Origin of the sequence: Corynebacterium silvaticum, assembly GCF_002162115.2 — a bacterium.
GTDB lineage: Bacteria > Actinomycetota > Actinomycetes > Mycobacteriales > Mycobacteriaceae > Corynebacterium > Corynebacterium silvaticum.
The window spans coordinates 1,793,032-1,811,633 of record NZ_CP021417.2; the positions used below are offsets into that span (position 1 = coordinate 1,793,032).

Sequence of the window (18,602 nt, forward strand, 5' to 3'; positions counted from 1 at the left end):
TTGTGTGAGTGCTTTTCGACGTGCACCTGCAGCACGAGTAGTGTGCATAGGGTGACTACAGCACCCGAAGGACGCAGAATGCTCCGAGTTGAGGCCCGCAACTCGCAGACCCCCATCGAGAGCAAACCACGTTGGATCCGCACTGCGGTAAAAACTGGCCCCGAATACCAGGACATGAAGAAAAAAGTGTCCGGGGCCAGCCTGCACACCGTGTGCCAGGAGGCCGGTTGTCCCAACATCCATGAGTGTTGGGAGTCTCGTGAGGCAACCTTCCTGATCGGTGGCGCCAATTGCTCGCGTCGCTGTGATTTCTGCCAGATTAACTCCGCAAAGCCGGAACCCCTCGACCGCGATGAGCCGCGTCGAGTGGCTGAATCTGTGCGTGAAATGAAGCTGAACTACTCCACCATCACGGGAGTGACCCGCGATGACCTAGAGGATGAGGGCGCTTGGCTCTACGCCGAGGTGGTCCGCAAGATCCACGAACTCAACCCGCACACAGGCGTGGAGAATCTCACCCCAGATTTCTCGGGCAAACCTGATCTTTTACAAGAAGTCTTTGAGGCTCGCCCCGAAGTGTTTGCGCATAACTTGGAGACTGTCCCCCGCATCTTCAAGCGTATCCGCCCCGCGTTCCGGTATGAGCGTTCCCTGGACGTCATCCGTCAAGCGCACGACTTTGGTCTAGTGACCAAATCCAACCTGATTCTTGGCATGGGCGAAACGGTCGAAGAAATTCGAGAGGCCCTCACAGACCTGCATTCTGCCGGCTGTGACATCATCACCATTACCCAATACCTGCGACCTGGCCCGATGTACCATCCCATCGAGCGCTGGGTAAAGCCAGAGGAATTCATCGAACACGCTGATTTTGCGCGTGAGCTAGGGTTCGGGGCAATCATGTCCGGGCCGCTCGTTCGCTCCTCCTACCGAGCCGGCAAGCTCTATTCCGAAGCTCTTGCCGCCCGTGGGGAAACACTCCCAGAAAACCTTGCGCACCTGGCGCAGACGTCTGCGGGAACCACAGCTCAAGAGGCTTCCACGCTTCTAGACAAATACGGCCCCTCGCAGGAGACGCCGGTCGTTTCTTCCCGGTAACGAAAAATTGAATTGCTCCCCACTATCTGGATTCTGATTTTTCAGTCCGATAGTGGGGAGCAGTTCTTTTTCTGCGTCATGAGGCACCGTGCGCGGGTGTAACCGCGAACCGGTCTATCTGCGCGGCCTGTGGCATGGGCAAGCCATGGCGTGGGCAAGCCTGTGGCGTCGATAAGCTAGTGCGCTATTCGTTCAGGTTTATCGTTCCGCGTGGCACGATAACGGGTGCTTGTCCCCGTGGGTCTTCCCATACTTCGGCGCGCAGGCCGTAGCATTGAGCAAGTTTTCTTGGGTAAGCACTTCTGTGGCGCTGCCCTGCCCTACGATCTCACCCGACTTGAGCAGCACCAGCCGGTCGCTATACGTTCCAGCCAACATGAGGTCATGCAGAACCATGATGACCGTTTTACCTTGAGAAGCCAGGTCTTTGGCCAGCTTCAGTATGTCGATGGCGTGAGCTGGGTCTAAGTATGTGGTGGGCTCATCCAGAAGCACCACCGGGGTTTCTTGTGCCACAACCATAGCCATCCAGACCCGCTGGCGCTGGCCGCCTGAGAGCTCGGACACGTCGCAATCCACTAACGCAGCAGTGTTGGTGTGCTCTAAAGCCTGGCCGATGGCCTGACGATCCTTCTCCGATTGTCGCATCCAGCGACGTTGGTGCGGATGCCGGCCGCGCGCCACGAGTTCACCAACGGTAAGCCCTTGGGGGCACAGCGGCGACTGCGGCAGCATCCCGATCATCCGCGCAACCTCGCGTGGAGGCAGGCGATGCACATTGTGTCCGCCGACTGTCACGGTTCCCCCCTGTGGGGTGAGCACGCGGCTCAGCGACTTCAACACAGTAGATTTACCGCAGCCATTCGGCACCAACAGGGTTGTTACTGTGCCCGGTTCTGCGGTGAGGTCTAGTCCGTCGACGACAAATTCACCGGACGCGTACCCGATCTGCAAGCCTCGGGCCTCCACGCGCAGCCCGTCTGTCTGTCCGGAGATCGAGGTGTACCAGCGTTTGTGATTAGGAGGAGTTGCGGACATATCAGCGATCACTTTCTCGGTCAATCTCGACGAAATTTTTGGGATTCCTTCCACACCAACCACACCAAGATCGGCCCACCGAGTATTGCTGCGACGAGGCCAACGGGTGCGGTAAACGGAAGAAGTCCAGCCAGGACGTTGCATAAGGTCAGCATGGCCACGCCAGCGGCCGCAGAAGGAATGGCTTGCGGGGTCGGTGCCCGAGCAGCTAGTCGGGCGATTTGTGGGGCTACAAGAGCGATAAACCCGATGGGACCAGCCACGGAGACCACAACGGCCACCACGCCAGTAGCCGCGATCAGTAACAGCATGCGGATTCGTGTGACGTGGACGCCGAGGCTTAGCGACGTCGCGTCGTCGTGAGCAAGGAGGCGAAGATCGCGCTGGCACACAGCCCCAACGCGACAAAAGGAAGCAGAGCCAACAGCAAGAGCGGCAGGGCTTCAGACCTGATAAACCCTGTGGAGCCAGCAAGCCACATTTGGGCTTCGGCAGCCCGGGTCAAGTCGGATTTCACCACCATGTAGTGCACCAAAGACTGGGATAGCAGCGACAACGCCAAGCCAACAAGGACCACGCGGTTTCCGGTGCCTACTCCGCCTAGGAGGAAGAGGAGCACAACGATGATCACAGCCCCCACGAGAGCCAGCAACGCGCGCCACCAGAAACCTGGGATATAAGCGGCAAAAGCAGGCTGGGTTAGGACCGTTCCTGCTACCACGCACACCGCTGCGCCTCCCGACACGCCCAGGATGTCGGGAGAAGCCAATGGATTGCGAGCCATGGTTTGCGTCCACGCCCCGGCCATTCCCAACGCCGCACCGATGAGCACACTGGCAACAGCCTCCGGCAAGCGCAGTTCCCATACCACCGCGACAGCGCGTTGATCGCCTCCGCCTGTGAGGACGTCGAACACCTCCAGTGGGGAGAGCTGAACGGGGCCGTAGCTCAGTAGGAGGAAGTAAGCCATTGTTGCAAGGATGGACAAGATAACCGTAACCAGCACCGCGCGATGGGTGCGTCGATAAGCAGAGGCAGCTGCGCGATCGGCTGCTGCCATGGGATCAACGGAAGCAGAATGTTCAACGATACGACTCATGACGTTGCCGATCTCCTCGTTGTGTTCACCGACCACACCATCAAAGGCGCCCCCACCACGGCAATGACAATCGCCATCTCTAACTCACCTGGTTGTAGCAGGAATCGCCCCAGAATATCAGCACTTAACACGCCCAGAGCACCAATCAGTGCGGAGGGCACAAGCATCCGAGTCAGTGTGGGGCCAGTAAAACGGCGGACAATGTGCGGTGCCGCGAACCCCACAAATACCACCATGCCCACTGCGGCAGTGGCCTTTCCTGCAAGAATCACGATTGAAGCAGCGGCGATCACTCGGATGAATCTCACGGATAGGCCTAAGCTCACCGCACTTTCCTCTCCCATGGAGAGTAAACCCAAAGGCGGGCGATCCATGCGGCGCATGCTGCGCCAACGAGAAGCCCCATGCCCGCTAGTGTCACGTCGCCCATGTCGCGTCCCGCAGTAGATCCCACCGCCCAGCTCCTGGCGCCGTCTAAAGTGCGCGAAGAATACAGGGACAAGAGATTGGTCAGGGCCTGTAGCGCCAGCATGATGCCTATCCCGACGAGAACCAAGGTGAGCGGGTCGCGCGACTGCCGAGACAGCAGGATGACCACACTTGCTGTGAGCACCGCGCCCACTAGGCCTAAGAGTCCGCGTTCTGTCAGGGTCGCGCCCACCCCCAATGTCAATCCGATGGCAATAGCGCTGCCGGCTCCGGCGTTGATTCCGATAATCCCCGGATCTGCCAACGGGGTACCCGTCCATGACTGGGCGATGGCACCAGCCATAGCCAGCGATGCCCCGACAATCAACGCCAACAACGTGCGAGGTATGCGCAAATTCCATACCACGTCGTATACCTCGGTGAGGTGGGCAGACAGCGGGAGCGCAGAGGTATCCGAGAGTCTTCCTGGTCCTTGGCTCAGCACCGCAAGAATGTCCCCCACGGGCACGGAACGGGACCCAACAACGACAGAGAGGAACGCCGCGCCTATCACGAGTGCAAGCGTTCCTACTGTCAAAGCTCTATGCGACGTGCGCATTAGAGCGATTCGGCGAACTTCTGTATAGCCCACGGGATGGTTACCGGATTTGGCATGCTCATCGCGTTGCCTACGTCTTCGTGGAGGAAGTGTGCACGGCCGCTCTTGACCACGTCCAGGTTGTTAAATGTGGTGTCCTTTTTCAGAGCGTCCACTGCACCCTTGTAATCCAGGACAAAGAGGTAATCGACGTTGTTGAGCTCGGAGTACTTCTCTGGGGCGAGGTCCCGGTAGAACTGCTTGCCGTCGCCCTCGATCTCAGCGGGAATATGGAAGCCCAGGCTCTTTAAGAACTGGCCGCGGCCGTCGCCAGAGGTGTAGATGCCGATCTTGCCCTGATAAGGCATGATCACAGCGGCCCGCTTGCCTTTGAGGTCAGGGTGCTGTGCCTGGAAATCCTCAAAAGCTTTCTTGGTCTTCTTGATCTGCTCTTGGCCCTCAGCTTCTTTTCCTACGGCATGGGCGATCGTGGTTACCTGATCCTCCCATGGCACCTGCCAGTCAGTGAACTGCTCTGAGTGGGTCGTGGTGGGCGCTATGGCTGCCAGCGCTTTCTTTGCTTGGGCATCCACAGCCTGATTCACGGCGATGATCTGCTCGGGATTGGTAGCCGTGACTTTTCCAGGATCTGAGAGGTGAACCCCTGAGCCGTGTTGTAAATGGGTTCCGGTGTGGCGTCTCCCAGGAGTTCCTTGGACCATGGCCCTACACCACTCCACTCTTGTCCACATCACCCTGAGCTCCCCACGGAGCGACAGCAACAGGTGTGATCCCCAGGGAAAGGAGCGTGTCTGCGTCTCCTAGTCCGAGGGCGGCAACGCTTGTGTTTTTAGTGTCTCCGCCAGCGGCGGGCTTTGCGGCTTCGTCACTGCGGGAACACGCGGTAAGTAGGAGAGCAAGCGTAACGACGATCGCAGCGGTCACCGCAACAGCGCGGTAGTTGCGCACACTGCGAGACGCAAGTGGTGTGGGATGTGCAGTTGTCATGGGGCACCTTTAAGTCGATTCAAACGGTCCATCTACGATGGACCTTTCAGGCAAGCCAAACCTACAACATTTTAGGTAAGCTTTACAAAGCTTCGCACCTCATCGCCTACTCATACTCCCCCGACAAAATCCTAACTGCCAAGAACACCGGCCCCACTCACACTGAGGAGTGTTAATGACGACCAGACCGCTCACCGCCTTCGCCGATCACGAGCTCAGGGATTCCCCAGCTGAACCTGGCCATCACTTGGTCCAAGCACGCGTGGTGGACGTGACGGAGATTGCCCCACACCTGCGCCGCATTGAACTCACCTCCCCCGATTTTCACGATTGGACGATGACCATGACCGGACCCGATGAGTTTTTTGGGCTTGTCATGCCACCGGAGCATCTCAACACCACGTCCGAGTTCTTTCCCCTGTTAGAGAATCTCCCACGTCAGGAGCGCGCAAACCTGCATTCAACTCTCAACGCCATTAATGAAGACCAACGCCCTGCACTGCGTTGGTACACCGTGCGCCATCTTGATGCGCAGCGAGGCACCATGGCTTTCGACATAGCCACGCATGGAGTCACCCAGGAGTCCCTGGGTGAGAGCGTTAACAGCGCCGACGCACATACTCACACCAAGGTTGGGCCGGGCCTGCGCTGGGCGTTGTGTGCCCGGCCTGGGGACCCCGTGGGTATATTCAGCGCCCGGGGATTATGGGATCGACGATGGGACCGACAACTAGTGGTGGCAGATGCCTTGTCTGTTCCGTCCGCACTCGCCATTGCTGAGTTCATGACAGACCTTCACCCTGGTCAGCTACAGTCCATACGATTTGTTATCACAGTGGAAAGCGAAGCCGACGTGGAGGCTTCCGCGGTGGAATGGCTGCGCACTCATGCCGAACATGTGGAGGTTTTCTACCGGCCAATCGCGGAACAAGCAGATGCTGTTCTGAAGTATCTCCAGTCAGAATCACACGACAAGCCGGACTACGTATGGGTTTCCGGCGAAGGAAATCTTTGCAAAGACATCCGACGGTTAGCAGTCAAAGACTGGGGACTGGAAGCAGACGCTATTTTCTGGTGCCCTTACTGGTATATCGGCCGACCTCGCCCCTAAACTCCCATTTCATCGCCCACATATTTTCTCCGCATTTTCTCTACATTCACTTAAAGTATGCACGTCCACGCGGTGACATCCTTGTATGCCACCGCAGATTCCCACCAAAGATATTTCTGTAATAGAGGAAGCCTTGGAGTCTGATTGCAGATAGTGCAGGGCTGCCCGCTAAGCTGGTACGCATGGCAGATGCGAAGAAGCAGGCCGACAAGGCCGCGAAGAAGGAGCAGCGCGCGGCGAAGCGCGCCCAGCGCCGCCGGAACTGGTCTCAGCTCTGGCAGGCGTTCAACATCCAGCGCAAGCAGGACAAAGCCCTGGTGCCGATCATGGTGGGATCGATCCTTGGCCTCGGCCTGCTTTTCTTCCTCATCGGAATGTTGTGGAACGGTCAGTGGTTTACGCTTCCCACTGGTCTTTTGCTGGGCGTGCTCCTTGCTATGTTTATTTTCACCCGTAGGCTCCAAAATAGCGTCTACGAAAAGGCTGAGGGACAGGCCGGCGCCGCAGGTTGGGCGCTAGAGAACCTACGCTCGGGCGTGGGCATTGTATGGCGCACCAAGACCGGCATTGCCGTGACCAAGCAAATGGATGTGCTTCACCGCGTTATCGGCGTCTGCGGCATTGTGCTTGTAGGCGAGGGCAATAAGAACCATCTGCGTCCGCTGATCAATCAGCAGCGTCAGCGCCTGTCGCGTCTAGCACCTGGTGTTCCGATTCATGAGATGTTTGTGGGCAGTGGCGAGGGCGAGGTGCCACTGAAAAAACTGCAGTCCAGTTTGCTCAAGCTCGATCGCCAATACAAGAAGAACGATGTGTATGAAATCGCTAGCCGCATCGAGTCCATGGATAACATCCAGACAAACGTAGGACTTCCCAAAGGTCCGATCCCTAAGGGCGGCAAGATCTCGGGAATGAATCGTCGCGCTCGTCGTTCTGCAGATCGCAACAAATAAGAGGATCTTTTTACGCAATAAGGCTTGGACACTAAAACAGTGTCCAAGCCTTTTCTTTGCTTAGTAGTTTTTATTTATCCAAAAACTACTGCGGTTCCCGTGGCGCGATCGTGCATACCGCGGCCGTCGGCGTCGACAAGCACTGCGGGGAAGATAAAGCACGTAAGCGCTGTGCGGACGAGGGCGCGTACAAAACCCACTTTTTCAGTTCGCACGTCAACGCGGGCTACCCCCATCCCTAGGATTGCTTGCCCAGGAGTGCGGGCGAAAAGCCAGACGCTTATTACGCCGAGGATGAAAAAGAGGATGAGGGTCGCGGTGGACACACCGCCGAGCGCAGGGGTAAACATGTGAATCACCGTTGCACTGGCCAAGCAGATGCCCCAGTCGATGAGGACTCCGAACGAGCGCCGCAGGACACTACCCAAAGCTCCCGGGCCTTTTTGTGGTAGTCCAAGGTGTTCACCCGGCCAGCGGGCGGGGGTGTCGCCGTCGATTTGCGAGGGAATCTCCGGCCCGTCGAGCCAACTACGCTTCGGTTTTGCCATGTGGACTACTGTAGTTCTTGAACAGCCGGAGTGGGAAACCCATGGACAAGGAGTATCGGTCGAACGATAGGTAATTAGCTTCTCTACTGCTATCCTAGAGGAACCGACTTTTATGGTGCCATAACCCACAACTTGTTTTGATTGGCTCCGCTATTAAGGCTGATCATACAACGAAACACAACAACGTTCCCCCAAGGAGTCAACGTGGCCTTCAGTACATCCGAAGACGTTATCAAGTTCATCAAAGACGAAAATGTTGAATTCGTCGATGTTCGCTTTACCGACGTCCCGGGCATCGAACAGCACTTCTCCATTCCTGCGGGAATGTTGGATGAAGACGCTATCGAAGAGGGCCTGGCTTTCGATGGCTCTTCCATCCGCGGTTTTACCACCATCGACGAGTCCGACATGAACCTTCTTCCGGACCTCGCAACCGCGACCTTGGACCCGTTCCGCAAAGCAAAGACCTTGAACATTAAGTTCTTTGTCCACGATCCTTTTACCCGCGAGGCATTCTCCCGCGATCCGCGCAACGTTGCCCGCAAGGCAGAAGAGTATTTGACCTCCACCGGCATCGCCGACACCTGTAATTTCGGCGCCGAAGCAGAGTTCTACCTCTTCGATTCCGTCCGATACTCCACAGACATCAACGCTGGCTTCTATGAAGTCGACTCCGACGAGGGCTGGTGGAACCGAGGCAAAGAATACAACCTCGACGGCACCCGCAACCTTGGTGGCAAGAACCGCGTCAAAGGCGGCTACTTCCCCGTCGCGCCCCACGATCAGACCGTAGACATTCGCGATGAGATGACGCGCAACCTCATCAACGCCGGTTTCCATATCGAGCGTTTCCACCACGAGGTAGGCACCGGCGGCCAGCAAGAAATCAACTATCGGTTCAACACCCTGCTGCACGCTGCCGACGACCTGCAGACCTTCAAATACATCATCAAGAACACCGCAGCTCAAAACGGCCGTGCCGCCACCTTCATGCCCAAGCCCATCGCAGGCGACAACGGCTCGGGAATGCACGCACACCAGTCTCTCTGGAAAGACGGCAAGCCCCTCTTCCACAACGAATCCGGCTACGCCGGGCTTTCCGACATGGCCCGCTACTACATCGGCGGCATCCTGCACCACGCAGGCGCGGTCTTGGCGTTTACCAACCCCACGCTGAACTCCTACCACCGCCTGGTCCCCGGCTTCGAGGCCCCCATCAACCTGGTGTACTCACAGCGCAACCGCTCTGCGGCAATCCGTATTCCTATCACGGGCTCCAACCCCAAGGCCAAGCGCATTGAGTTCCGCGCACCGGATCCTTCAGGCAACCCCTACTTTGGCTTTGCAGCCATGATGCTCGCCGGCCTTGATGGCATCAAGAACCGCATCGAGCCGCACGCACCAGTGGACAAGGACCTCTACGAGCTGCCACCAGAGGAGGCCACAAGCATCCCGCAGGCCCCCACCTCACTGGTGGAGTCGCTCAAGGCCCTTGAAGAGGACAATGAGTTCCTGACCGACTGCGATGTGTTCACCGAGGATCTCATCGACACCTACATCAAACTCAAGTACGACGAAGAGATCACTCCTACCCGCCTGCGCCCGACGCCGCAGGAGTTTGAGATGTACTTCGACTGCTAGGAATTACCCCGTCACCCCCGAGAAACACCACTCTCCGCGTTTCTCGGGGGTTCACCTATGCACCGGCCTTTTACCCCAGCCGCCACCCAACACCAAATACTATGCAGAATATTCACCCTTCTGTACCGAATATTATTAACTTTGCTGGTTTTGTGGATATCATTGCCCAACATGCTGCGTTGAGCGGTGTGGCGGCTGTGAACGTCGTAAGCGAGCCTGAGTGGGCACGCGAACTTTTTATTTATCAGATATCGCGAAGGCCCTCTATGTCTAAAAACACAGAAGCAACCCGGGATTCCCTCTCGGAAACCCCTGAAGCCATCAGTACGTCTATAGAGCATCCGGAAACGGCTGCGAGCCCCACACCTACGTGGAATTCGCTCGGCTCTTTCACCATGAAGGTGCTCAACGGAATCTCCATCGCCGTTGTGGTGGTGTTGGTCCCCCAAGCCCTCCTTGGCGAGTTACTCAAAGCGCTCGTCCCCCACTGGCCCACGCTTAAGACACTGCTCACGCTCGTGGCGCTGTCTTCCTCCATGCTCCCCATCCTCATTGGCGTTTTGGTAGCCATGCAGTTCAAGCTGACTCCGATCCAGACGGCGAGCGTAGGAATTGCAGCGGTACTGGGATCCGGCGTTGCCACGGTGGACCCCAATGGTGGTTTCCACCTCCAAGGCACGGGACTTGTCATTAACACTGGACTCACCGCGGCCCTTGTGGTGGGGGTAGTCCTACTCATCGGCCCTAAGCTGGGGAATTACACAATCCTCTTGCTCTCTACAATCGTGATCGTCATCGCAGGTGGCATCGGCTGGGTGATCACTTACCCCGCAGTTAACGCTTTTAGCGTGTGGCTTGGCGACGTAATCGATGGGGTCACAGGCCTTCAACCGATCGTTATGGGCGCAATCGTGGCCGTTGCCTTTGCCCTCGGAATTGTCTCCCCCATCTCCACGGTTGGCATCGCTACGGCAATCTATATGTCTGGGGTCGCTTCAGGAACTGCCAACTTAGGGGTGGTGGCCGCTGGTTTCGGCCTGGCAATCGCCGGCTGGAAGGCCAACGGACTAGCCACTTCTCTCCTGCCGATTCTGGGTTCACCAAAAGTCCACATGGCAAATATCTGGGGTCGCCCCCTCAACTTCTTACCGCTGGGGCTCAGCGCTGCTGTCCTGGGAGCTGCCGGAGGAGCCCTGGGAATCTCCGGCACCCCGATCTCCGCAGGCTTTGGCATATCCGGTCTGGTAGGCCCCTTGGCTGCACTCAATGCTGAGGGATGGGGTTGGTCGGCGGCCAACGTCCTCATCATCCTTGCGATCTTTGTTATTGCACCCATCATTCTGGCATTCGCCTCGTTTTGGGTATGCGAGAAAGCCGGATTGGTTGCGTCCGAGAACTACAAGCTGAACTTTGAATAACGGCTCTTATGCATAAAATCCCCGTGGGGAGACGCTTAACGCGTCTCCCCACGGGGATTGAACTTTGTATGTATCTAACGAGTCGGTCGCGCCATGCCCTCAGCAAAGCCAGCAGCCGACTGAACTCCGACCACGGCCTGGTCCTGGAAGGTCGCTATGCTGTCTGAACCTGCGTAGGTAAAGGAGGAACGAACGCCGGAAATGATGTGGTCGATAAGATCTTCCACCCCGCCTTTACCCTCTTCAAGGTAAATCTTTGCGGAGGAAATTCCCTCTTCAAACATCTCGCGGCGAGCTTTTTCAAACGCCTCAGTATCCGAGTTGCGGTTTACTACGGCACGACGTGAGGCCATACCAAAGGATTCCTTGTACATACGGCCATCGACGTCATAGTGCAGGTCGCCGGGAGACTCGAAGGTACCGGCGAACCATGAACCAATCATTACGTTCGACGCGCCAGCGGCAAGTGCCAACGCAACGTCGCGAGGATCGCGAACGCCGCCGTCGGCCCACACGTGAGCGCCGAGTTTCTTAGCCTCTGCAGCACATTCCAAAACAGCGCTGAACTGTGGTCGGCCCACGCCAGTCTGCATACGCGTCGTGCACATAGCACCAGGTCCGACGCCCACCTTGATGATATTCGCACCAGCTGCCACCAGATCGCGAACGCCATCGGCAGTCACCACGTTGCCTGCAGCAACCGGAACTGGCGGGTTGAGCGCGCGAACTTTCTTCAGGGCTTCCATGGTGTGAGTCTGATGCCCATGCGCAGTATCGACGACCAGGACGTCCGCGCCGGCGTCGATAAGCTTTTGTGCACGTCCTGCAACATCGCCGTTGATTCCGATTGCAGCACCCACGCGGAGTTTTCCATTGGCGTCGAGGGCCGGTTTGTACAACGTAGCGCGCAAAGCAGACTGCTTGGTCACAATGCCCACGAGCGTTCCATCACTCGCGACCACAGGTGCCAACCTGCGCCCATGCTCATTGAGCATGCGGAAAGACTCCTGCGGAGTAATGGTGTCCGGGAGGGTCATCAAATTGGTCGACATGAGCGTGCCGACCTGGGCAAAGTTATCTACCTTTGCAATGTCTTTTTCAGTGACCACACCCACGGGATGGTTGCCTTCGACCACGATGGCCGCACCGTGTGCACGCTTATGCAGCAAATTGCGCGTGTATCCAACGGTATGGTGAGGCTTCACCGTAATGGGAGACTCAAACACCGGATGCGCGTTTTTCACCCGCGCAATGGTCTCCGCAGCAATCTCTGCCGGAACGTCCTGAGGCAAAATCACAACGCCACCACGTCGCGCAACAGTTTCTGCCATGCGTCGACCAGCAACAGCGGTCATGTTCGCAATGACAAGCGGAATAGTGGTTCCTGTTTCATCGCTCGTAGCAAGATCCACAGACATCCGTGATCCTACGGACGATACCGAAGGGACCATGAAAACATCGTGATACGTTAGCTCGTACGGCGGAATTTGATCATTAAGAAATCGCACGTACACCTACCATACATGTTTTCTCGTTCTATATGAAGATTCTTTGGCCTCTGCATTTTTCAACATTACAAAGAATCGTTACAGATGAAACACTACCTCCCTGCATACGTTGCCAAAATGTGCAACGCTTTTTTATATTCACATGGCTCATTTTTAAAAAACGCAGCCACAAAGACTTGAAAAATATGCTGCTCGATAGTGAGCATCCCCTCGCCCAGTATCCAGCGGCATATTAGTGGTTCCCACAGGCCCAAATCCCTCAAGGCCTGTGGGGTTTACTTTCAAAAAGAAAGTAAATATTAAATAGATCGCAACCAGTGCTACACTGACATTGCTTTTTAGCTTACGCTAACTACTTACTTGTCTTCTTCCTTTTGGAAAGAACCCAAGACTTTATTTGCAGCGTCCTTTACCTTTTCACCAGCATTGGAAACTGCGTCCTTGACATCAGCTTTGGTCTGGTCTGCACGACCCTCGTCAGCAAGACTATCGTTTTCGGTAGCCTCACCGATCGCTTCTTTGGCCTTGCCACCAAGCTGATCCAGTTTGTTTTCTATATCACCCATCCATACAACCTTTCTCGTTGCCTTCAGTGTGACTCCACTGTAGGCACAGTTTGAAGGATCTCGCGTACTTTTTGGAAAAATCGTTATCCGTGCGTGCGTCGACCGTGATCGTTTTGCAACAAAGCCAATTCTCAGAAAAACGCCATAAGGTTTACCCTCACAAGGGTTTATGCGCGTTTTTTAAAGCTTTAAAACCGGCCTATTTCGTGGAAAAAATTTCGTTTCCAATAGCAAAAATAAATCCGCATAACACCCCCAAACGGTGTAAACCGCCCCATATAGCGGTTCTTGATAGATGGCTCCCAGCCGTCATCAGACGTTTTTCGCAGAGGCCACGAAAGGCTCAGCTTCATCGCTAGCCTTGCCGCTTTTAAACTAAAGAACCATCGCAGCAATCCAGCCCGAAGCAATAAGCGGAAGGTTATAGTGAAGGAACGTCGGGATGACCGAATCTCGAATGTGATCGTGCTGCCCATCCGCGTTTAAACCGGAGGTTGGCCCAAGGGTCGAATCTGAGGCTGGCGAACCGGCGTCTCCGAGTGCGCCAGCTGCCCCAATAATCGCCACGGTGGCGGCAGGCGAAAATCCCATAGCAGTACATAGCGGAACATAAATGGTCGCAATGATGGGCAGCGTAGAAAAGGAAGATCCGATTCCCATCGTCACTACAAGTCCGACAAGCAGCATCACGAGCGCGCCCATTGCTTTGTTATCACCGAATAGCTCAGCGGATGTGTGAACGAGAGCTTCCACTTCCCCTGTTTGCTTCATCACCGAGGCGAAGCCTTGGGCGGTGATCATGATGAAACCGATCATGGCCATCATCTTCATACCTTGGCTAAATACGTCGTCGGCTTCACGCCAATTCACCGCTCCGGTCAGCATGAAGATAGCCAATCCTGCCAACGCGCCGATAAGAAGCGGATCTGCGTCAGTAGCAACTGATTGCATGACGATCTGGACAACAAAAGTGACCACGATAGCCACGATGGAGACTGCGACCTTATAGCGGGAAACTGCCCGGTGTTCCGGCTGCGCAGCACCGCTTCCGGATTGTTCCGCAACAGCGACAGATGCGTAATGACGAGGGCGTCGATAGCTAATAAACACAGCGACGAACAGACCCACGAGCATGCCAAGTGCCGGAATCCCCATCACCTTCATGATGTTGATCCCCGACGTATTCATACCTGCCGCTTCAATGTTGCCCAAGAGAATCTCATTGAGGAAGATCGAACCAAAGCCCAAAGGAATCCACATATACGTGGTCACCAGGCCGAAAGTAATCACACACGCCACCAAACGGCGGTCGAGGTTCAACTTATTCATCACCCCGAGCAATGGCGGGACGATAAGCGGGATGAACGCGATATGCACAGGTATGAGGTTCTGACTCATAATCGCCATAGCCAAGATACCGGCCAGCATCAGCCACTTGGTCATAGCGACGGCTTTGGTCCTCGCGCCTTCAGAGCCGGCGTCGATACGCTTCATGATCGCATCTGCTAGCAGTTTCGGAAGCCCCGAGCTAGCCACCGCCATGGCGAAGGCGCCCAGCATCGCGTAGCTCAGCGCGATTTTCGCTCCACCTGCAAGCCCCTCTTGAAACGCCACCATCGTGGAATCAAGCCCGATGCCGCTCACAAGTCCACCCACTAAAGCGCCGATAAAAAGCGCTAAAACGACATGGACTCGCGCGACGGCCAACGCGAGCATCACGACGACAGCGATCAAGACAGCATTCATGTGGAATAAATTACGCCAGAGTTTAAATTATTAGTAATAATGAGCCATTCCAGAACCCTTATAATGCCCCCCGTTTGAAGCTCCACCCACAGCAAGCACATAATTTAACCTTTGTTCTACGAGGTTTTGCTTTTGTACTACAGGCCTTCTGGGTGCGGTTTTTCGCTTCCTCCTCGCACATCAAGCACCGCCTGCTTCTCTGTAGCATTCACCCCCATGCATGCTACAAGGGGTTGCGGCAGGTCTTTCCCAACGGTCTCCCTTCTCACGTGGGAAAACCCCGCGCTATGTCCACACACAACGCGCTCTGGGTGCATCACCCGGGCGCATAACCCCAATAAAAAGAAAAAGAGGAGCTATAGGCTCCCCTTCCCTTTTACACAAGATATTCACAGTTTATGAAGCCCTGCGCGGGTGCTCCTCAGTAAAACCCTCGGACACTACAGGATTATCTCGTGCGATCGCGTTTTTCATAACCCATCCGAGGGCGGAATCCGGCTGGATGTTTAAGCTGTGCGACTGCGTCGCCAACTAGCAAACGGAAACGTGGCTTCATCGGCGGCATCTGCATGACAGAGAACCACCGCACCTCCGTGCTTTCATCATCTCCAACACGCGGAGTGCAATCCCCCACGACGCTACAACGCATCGCAGTGTCCATGTAGTAGCTAATATCGCCGTTCGCATGCTCTACAGGCCCCACGGCACCCACGCCGAGCAGAGCGTCTACGGTCACGTCAACACACGTTTCTTCTTTCACCTCCCGCACAGCTGCTGCGTGCGGTTGTTCACCGGGATCCACGATGCCTGTCACGGGCGTCCATTCCCCGTTATCGCTCCTTTTAACCAGCAGTACTTCCGGTACTGCCGTAATAGGCGCGCCTTCAGGAACATCCTTAATCACGATGGCTGTGACCCCAGGTAAAAACAATGGGTCATGGCCGATCTTGTCTCTGATCTTAAGGATAAAATTGGGTGTTGGCATGCTAAAGGTCCTTATATCTAAAGCTACGGTTGTATCCTCTGCGGGCTAATCCGCAGATGGTTCTTCCGAGCTTTGTGCTGCCTCACGTGCAGCTTTCTCAGCAGCTTCTTTTTTAAGTTTCTCGGCAAAAGCCTTGGGGTCAAACTCGGTAAAATACTCTGGACCTGCAAATTGTTCTTGTGCCATAGTGCTCTCTCTATTCAGGATACGTAGCAATCTTTTAATAAAAGTCTAGTGTCCGACACGTTTTTCGGCGCAACCCAGCTGTGTTTGTTTGCCAAGCTGAGTAACAAGCAAGTTAGAAGGACCCCGCTTCTTTGCATACAACGTGCACGCAACGGGCCCAACAACGCAAAACCACCGGTTTACGCACAAGCTTTAGGCGCACAACCGGTGGTTTTCAACATGGGGCTACTTAGGCCTCTTCAGAATCCCGAGCAATACTCTCCAGGATAAAGTCCTTCACTGCAGCAACATCATTAGGTAGATCTGTGACATGGCGTTGCGCATCCAAAATTCCAGTAAAGCGCTCCGGAACCTCAGGACCGCGTCCTACTGCTTCAACGATGGTATCCGTGAATTTCACTGGTAAAGCGGTCTCCAAGCACACAATGGGGCTTTCAATCTGGCTGGCCCACTCGCGCGCGACTTTCACGCCATCAGCGGTGTGTGGATCCAGCATCAGACCCCGGCGCGTATAGCAATCAGCGATGGTTGCTATACGGTCTGCATGGGTAGAACTACCCGACGCAAAACCATAATGCGTGGCAGCGTGCTCAAATGAGTCGTCGTTGGCAAGGGAGAAACCGCCGGCTTTTACCTGTTCCCCAAAGAGTTCTGCGCAGCGTTCGGCATCTCTTCCTAGCAGGTCAAAAATAAAACGCTCAAAATTGGATGCTCTAGAAATATCCATTGAGGGCGAGGAGGTCTCATGAGTCTCAGCTGCAGAACGCACGCGGTACTCGCCGGTTTTAAAGAACTCATCAAGGACATCGTTTTCATTGGTGGCAACGATGAGCCTGTCGATCGGCAAACCCATTTGTTTAGCAATATGTCCCGCACAGCTATCGCCAAAGTTTCCGGTGGGAACGCAGAAACTAACTTTTTGATCGTTGCTCTCCGTTACTTTGAGCCACGAGGAGATGTAGTACACCACTTGCGCCATCAAACGGGCCCAGTTAATTGAATTCACTGCACCAATGTGGTTGTTCGCTTTAAATTCCGCGTCGGAAGACACAGCTTTGACCACATCTTGGCAATCATCAAAAACGCCGTCTAACGCGATATTAAAGATGTTGGGATCGTCCAGCCCAAACATCTGGGCCTGCTGGAACGGCGTCATGCGGTCTTTAGGGGTGAGCATGAACACGCGGATTCCTGCACGGCCACGCATGGCGTATTCGGCAGAAGAACCGGTGTCGCCAGAGGTAGCACCCAGGATGTTTAAGGTTTCTTTCCGCCGGCGTAGCTCATATTCAAAAAGCTCGCCCAGAAGCTGCATGGCCATATCCTTGAACGCAGCGGTCGGTCCCTCAGATAGGTGGCCTATGTAAATGCCATCCTCAAGCTTGGTCACTGGGACGATTTCCTCGTCGGAAAATTTGGGCGTTGTATAAGCGCGCGCAGTAATGGCTTCTAGATCCGCTGCCGGGATGTCGTCGACAAAGAGCTTAAGTACTTCCGCGGCTAGTGCTGCATAACCTTGCTGGGCGAGAATACCGCGCCAGGTGTCTAAGGTGTCAGCGTCGAGACGCGGAAAATACTCAGGAAGATACAAACCGCCGTCTGGGGCAAGACCGCCCAAGAGGATGTCAGTAAACGCTACGGGGGTCTGGGAGGTGTCTCTTGTCGAAATGTAGTGCACGGCTACTACACTAGCGTCGACGGCCCCAGCGCTGAAGAAAACGGATAGACATTTTCTATCGCTACCCCCACCAATTGCATCGATGTTTATGTTGCATGGTTCGAGGGCTCGCTAGACATATGCTCCCCCTCTTTTCTTGCCAGCCCGGCGCTCCCCGCACAGATCGATTGCGCAAACAGTGGTGGATAATAGAATCTGCTACTGCACACAGACCCACCCGATAGGACTTCCGTGGAACCTAGAGACTTGAAAAAACGCTTCCTCATTGTCTTCTCGCTGTGCTTGGCGGTGGCTCTGGTGGCAATGCTGGCGGCTTGGAAGTTAACGACAAGCCTCCGCGACTCCGATTCCACACATAATGCGTCTAGTTCTAAATCGGCGACGAGCCAGTCGGAGTCCACGGAAAACCCAGAGTCGCATGAAAGCACCACATCACACTCACCAGAACCTGAGTCAAACGTTAACGCTGGTCCCCCTCCCCCTCCCACGCGTGTAGGTTCTTTCACCATGACAGGCACAGCCAGCATCACCGGTGCCACCTATGATTCGATGCCCTACGAGTTGCCGCTCAATCCTGCCGGCCCTCAAGCAACGATGGTGCGCTGGGTCGATGGCTGGGGCCAATCACCTGCCACCGCAGAGCACGGCACAACCTATGTCTTAGGCCATGCGTGGGGCCAGCAGCGACTCGTGTTCAACCCCATCTCCGAGATAGTCACTCAGCACGTGGACTTCAACCGCCCCACCGCTGTTCGCGGTGAATCCGGCGATATGGTCACGCGCTATCAAACAGATGTGCTCAACGGCGACGTCGTCACGATGACGGATGCAGAGGGAAACTCGCGCCGGTGGGTGATTGATAATGCTTATCTCGTGGACAAGTACGATGCCATCGATGACACCGAGCTTGTCGACGCCTCCATCCCCGGCCGTATCGTACTCATCGCCTGTTCTGTAGACGGCGCCGTTGACCTCAACTACAACGTAATCGCAACCGGGCACCTTGCCTAATG

At 55.5% G+C, this 18,602-nt stretch carries 13 protein-coding genes and 4 pseudogenes; 6 read left to right on the forward strand and 11 right to left on the reverse strand.

Annotation, left to right across the window (positions count from 1 at the left end; all coding sequences use genetic code 11):
* Positions 1 to 51: 51 nt before the first annotated feature.
* Positions 52 to 1,098: a lipoyl synthase gene (lipA, locus tag CBE74_RS20815; protein WP_087454308.1), complete on the forward strand. Its 1,047-nt coding sequence runs from the start codon at positions 52 to 54 to the stop codon at positions 1,096 to 1,098.
* Positions 1,099 to 1,282: 184 nt separating this feature from the next.
* Here lipA and CBE74_RS20820 read toward each other — a convergent pair.
* The 4 pseudogenes from CBE74_RS20820 to CBE74_RS20835 form a co-directional block, all read right to left on the reverse strand.
* A pseudogene (locus tag CBE74_RS20820) lies at positions 1,283 to 2,199 on the reverse strand (ABC transporter ATP-binding protein).
* Positions 2,157 to 3,271, reverse strand: a pseudogene (locus tag CBE74_RS20825) (FecCD family ABC transporter permease). Before CBE74_RS20825 ends, CBE74_RS20820 begins: the two co-directional pseudogenes overlap by 43 nt.
* Positions 3,232 to 4,262: pseudogene (locus CBE74_RS20830) on the reverse strand (FecCD family ABC transporter permease). Before CBE74_RS20830 ends, CBE74_RS20825 begins: the two co-directional pseudogenes overlap by 40 nt.
* Positions 4,262 to 5,249 (reverse strand): annotated as a pseudogene (locus CBE74_RS20835) (ABC transporter substrate-binding protein). The pseudogenes CBE74_RS20830 and CBE74_RS20835 overlap by 1 nt, the downstream one beginning before the upstream one ends.
* Positions 5,250 to 5,424: 175 nt before the next feature.
* Here CBE74_RS20835 and CBE74_RS20840 point away from each other — a divergent pair.
* Both CBE74_RS20840 and CBE74_RS20845 read left to right on the forward strand, forming a co-directional pair.
* On the forward strand, positions 5,425 to 6,360 hold the full coding sequence (locus CBE74_RS20840; protein WP_087454309.1) for a siderophore-interacting protein: 936 nt from the start codon (positions 5,425 to 5,427) through the stop codon (positions 6,358 to 6,360).
* Between the two features lie 182 nt (positions 6,361 to 6,542).
* On the forward strand, positions 6,543 to 7,313 hold the full coding sequence (locus CBE74_RS20845) for a DUF4191 domain-containing protein (protein WP_054468374.1): 771 nt from the start codon (positions 6,543 to 6,545) through the stop codon (positions 7,311 to 7,313).
* Between the two features lie 74 nt (positions 7,314 to 7,387).
* Here the strand turns inward: CBE74_RS20845 and CBE74_RS20850 are convergent, their stop codons facing one another.
* Positions 7,388 to 7,861, reverse strand: a complete 474-nt coding sequence (locus CBE74_RS20850; RefSeq protein ID WP_046096131.1) for an RDD family protein — start codon at positions 7,859 to 7,861, stop codon at positions 7,388 to 7,390.
* Positions 7,862 to 8,065: 204 nt separating this feature from the next.
* Here CBE74_RS20850 and glnA point away from each other — a divergent pair, with 204 nt between their 5' ends.
* Positions 8,066 to 9,502, forward strand: coding sequence for a type I glutamate--ammonia ligase (gene glnA / locus CBE74_RS20855; protein ID WP_087454310.1), 1,437 nt, complete (start codon positions 8,066 to 8,068; stop codon positions 9,500 to 9,502).
* Between the two features lie 395 nt (positions 9,503 to 9,897).
* Positions 9,898 to 10,920 carry a PTS sugar transporter subunit IIC gene (locus tag CBE74_RS20860; protein ID WP_087454918.1) on the forward strand — a complete coding sequence of 341 codons (1,023 nt, stop codon included), beginning with the start codon at positions 9,898 to 9,900 and terminating at the stop codon, positions 10,918 to 10,920.
* 74 nt (positions 10,921 to 10,994) lie between these two features.
* On the opposite strand, the gene CBE74_RS20865 is transcribed toward CBE74_RS20860, so the two are convergent.
* The 6 genes from CBE74_RS20865 to thrC form a co-directional block, all read right to left on the reverse strand.
* Positions 10,995 to 12,428, reverse strand: a complete 1,434-nt coding sequence (locus CBE74_RS20865) for a GuaB1 family IMP dehydrogenase-related protein (protein ID WP_013911926.1) — start codon at positions 12,426 to 12,428, stop codon at positions 10,995 to 10,997.
* 356 nt (positions 12,429 to 12,784) lie between these two features.
* Positions 12,785 to 12,994, reverse strand: a complete 210-nt coding sequence (locus CBE74_RS20870) for a CsbD family protein (protein WP_087454311.1) — start codon at positions 12,992 to 12,994, stop codon at positions 12,785 to 12,787.
* A 375-nt stretch (positions 12,995 to 13,369) separates the two neighbouring features.
* Positions 13,370 to 14,740: a Na+/H+ antiporter family protein gene (locus CBE74_RS20875; RefSeq protein ID WP_087454312.1), complete on the reverse strand. Its 1,371-nt coding sequence runs from the start codon at positions 14,738 to 14,740 to the stop codon at positions 13,370 to 13,372.
* 448 nt (positions 14,741 to 15,188) lie between these two features.
* On the reverse strand, positions 15,189 to 15,725 hold the full coding sequence (locus CBE74_RS20880) for an NUDIX hydrolase (protein WP_013911929.1): 537 nt from the start codon (positions 15,723 to 15,725) through the stop codon (positions 15,189 to 15,191).
* Between the two features lie 45 nt (positions 15,726 to 15,770).
* Positions 15,771 to 15,911, reverse strand: coding sequence for a hypothetical protein (locus CBE74_RS20885; RefSeq protein ID WP_166740990.1), 141 nt, complete (start codon positions 15,909 to 15,911; stop codon positions 15,771 to 15,773).
* Between the two features lie 229 nt (positions 15,912 to 16,140).
* Entirely contained in the window at positions 16,141 to 17,589 is a 1,449-nt protein-coding gene (gene thrC, locus CBE74_RS20890; protein ID WP_087454313.1) for a threonine synthase, read from the reverse strand.
* Between the two features lie 231 nt (positions 17,590 to 17,820).
* On the opposite strand from thrC, the gene CBE74_RS20895 reads away from it, so the two are divergent.
* Positions 17,821 to 18,600: a sortase family protein gene (locus CBE74_RS20895; RefSeq protein ID WP_087454314.1), complete on the forward strand. Its 780-nt coding sequence runs from the start codon at positions 17,821 to 17,823 to the stop codon at positions 18,598 to 18,600.
* Positions 18,601 to 18,602: the final 2 nt, after the last annotated feature.

Coding starts and splice junctions, on each gene's coding strand:
- CBE74_RS20840 (WP_087454309.1), top strand. CDS start 5,425: ATGACGACCAGACCGCTCACCGCCTTCGCCGATCACGAGCTCAGGGAT.
- CBE74_RS20845 (WP_054468374.1), top strand. CDS start 6,543: ATGGCAGATGCGAAGAAGCAGGCCGACAAGGCCGCGAAGAAGGAGCAG.
- CBE74_RS20850 (WP_046096131.1), bottom strand. CDS start 7,861: ATGGCAAAACCGAAGCGTAGTTGGCTCGACGGGCCGGAGATTCCCTCG.
- CBE74_RS20860 (WP_087454918.1), top strand. CDS start 9,898: ATGAAGGTGCTCAACGGAATCTCCATCGCCGTTGTGGTGGTGTTGGTC.
- CBE74_RS20870 (WP_087454311.1), bottom strand. CDS start 12,994: ATGGGTGATATAGAAAACAAACTGGATCAGCTTGGTGGCAAGGCCAAA.
- CBE74_RS20875 (WP_087454312.1), bottom strand. CDS start 14,740: ATGAATGCTGTCTTGATCGCTGTCGTCGTGATGCTCGCGTTGGCCGTC.
- CBE74_RS20880 (WP_013911929.1), bottom strand. CDS start 15,725: ATGCCAACACCCAATTTTATCCTTAAGATCAGAGACAAGATCGGCCAT.
- CBE74_RS20885 (WP_166740990.1), bottom strand. CDS start 15,911: ATGGCACAAGAACAATTTGCAGGTCCAGAGTATTTTACCGAGTTTGAC.